The 634-nt window shown below is 55.0% G+C and carries 1 pseudogene; it reads left to right on the top strand.

Annotation, left to right across the window (positions count from 1 at the left end):
• Nucleotides 1-634: pseudogene (locus ADM33_RS11620) on the top strand (hypothetical protein); the annotation flags it as partial.

The raw sequence follows: 634 nt of genomic DNA, 5'->3' as shown, positions 1-634 counted from the left end.
TGATGCTGATGCTGAAGCTACCGCGCTGGTTGATGCTGATGCACTTGCTACTGCACTTGTTGACGCTGAAGCTGAGGCTACTGCGCTAGTTGATGCTGAAGCTGAAGCGACCGCGCTGGTTGACGCTGAGGCACTTGCTACTGCACTTGTTGATGCTGAGGCTGAAGCGACCGCGCTGGTTGACGCTGAGGCTGAGGCTACTGCGCTGGTTGACGCTGAGGCACTTGCTACTGCACTTGTTGATGCTGATGCTGAAGCTACTGCACTTGTTGATGCTGAGGCTGAAGCGACCGCGCTTGTTGACGCTGAAGCTGAGGCTACTGCACTTGTTGATGCTGATGCTGAAGCTACCGCACTTGTTGATGCTGATGCTGAAGCTACCGCACTTGTCGATGCTGATGCTGAAGCTACCGCGCTGGTTGATGCTGAAGCTGAAGCGACCGCGCTAGTTGATGCTGATGCTGAGGCCACTGCACTTGTTGAGGCTGAGGCACTTGCTACTGCACTTGTTGATGCTGAAGCGACCGCGCTAGTTGATGCTGAGGCTGAAGCTACCGCACTTGTCGATGCTGAGGCACTTGCTACTGCACTTGTTGACGCTGAAGCTGAGGCTACTGCGCTGGTTGATGCTGAA

The organism is Streptococcus oralis (assembly GCF_001075875.1).
GTDB classification, from domain to species: domain Bacteria; phylum Bacillota; class Bacilli; order Lactobacillales; family Streptococcaceae; genus Streptococcus; species Streptococcus oralis_I.
This window is presented reverse-complemented; position numbering and strand designations above follow the sequence as displayed.